At 51.1% G+C, this 741-nt stretch carries 8 tRNA genes; all 8 read left to right on the top strand.

The features are described 5' to 3' along the window. Positions 1–33: 33 nt before the first annotated feature. The 8 genes from HMPREF2805_RS03405 (at position 34) to HMPREF2805_RS03370 (ending at position 739) form a co-directional block, all read left to right on the top strand. Positions 34–106, top strand: a tRNA-Asp gene (locus HMPREF2805_RS03405). Positions 107–130: 24 nt separating this feature from the next. Next, positions 131–203: transfer RNA gene (locus HMPREF2805_RS03400), tRNA-Lys, on the top strand. 5 nt (positions 204–208) lie between these two features. Further along, positions 209–290, top strand: a tRNA-Leu gene (locus tag HMPREF2805_RS03395). A gap of 12 nt (positions 291–302) precedes the next feature. After that, a tRNA-Thr gene (locus HMPREF2805_RS03390) sits at positions 303–375 on the top strand. A 27-nt stretch (positions 376–402) separates the two neighbouring features. Further along, a tRNA-Gly gene (locus HMPREF2805_RS03385) sits at positions 403–474 on the top strand. Positions 475–481: 7 nt separating this feature from the next. Next, positions 482–567: transfer RNA gene (locus tag HMPREF2805_RS03380), tRNA-Leu, on the top strand. A gap of 8 nt (positions 568–575) precedes the next feature. Then, positions 576–649, top strand: a tRNA-Arg gene (locus HMPREF2805_RS03375). A 16-nt stretch (positions 650–665) separates the two neighbouring features. After that, positions 666–739 (top strand) — tRNA-Pro (locus HMPREF2805_RS03370). Positions 740–741: the final 2 nt, after the last annotated feature.

The raw sequence follows: 741 nt of genomic DNA, 5'->3' as shown, positions 1-741 counted from the left end.
AGGGTCAGCGGTTCGATCCCGTTAACTCCCATAGGTCCCGTAGTGTAGCGGTTATCACGTCGCCCTGTCACGGCGAAGATCGCGGGTTCGATTCCCGTCGGGACCGTTTAAGATAACGTAAGTTATTTTAGACTCGTTAGCTCAGTTGGTAGAGCAATTGACTTTTAATCAATGGGTCACTGGTTCGAGCCCAGTACGGGTCATCATTGCGGGTTTGGCGGAATTGGCAGACGCACCAGATTTAGGATCTGGCGCTTAACGGCGTGGGGGTTCAAGTCCCTTAACCCGCATAATAGAAATAAGCCGGCTTAGCTCAGTTGGTAGAGCATCTGATTTGTAATCAGAGGGTCGCGTGTTCAAGTCATGTAGCCGGCATTTTTTTAATATAACCAAGAGGTCGATGCGAACGTAGTTCAGTGGTAGAACACCACCTTGCCAAGGTGGGGGTCGCGGGTTCGAATCCCGTCGTTCGCTTAGAGAGGCCGGGGTGGCGGAACTGGCAGACGCACAGGACTTAAAATCCTGCGATTGGTAACGATCGTACCGGTTCGATCCCGGTCCTCGGCATATAATGAGCACCCTTAGCTCAACTGGATAGAGTACCTGACTACGAATCAGGCGGTTAGAGGTTCGACTCCTCTAGGGTGCATTTTTTCTATTTAACTCGGGAAGTAGCTCAGCTTGGTAGAGTACTTGGTTTGGGACCAAGGTGTCGCAGGTTCGAATCCTGTCTTCCCGATT

The organism is Streptococcus sp. HMSC034E03, from assembly GCF_001811505.1.
Lineage (GTDB): Bacteria > Bacillota > Bacilli > Lactobacillales > Streptococcaceae > Streptococcus.
Note: the sequence above shows the minus strand (reverse complement) of the source record. Positions and strands in the feature narration are given on the sequence as shown.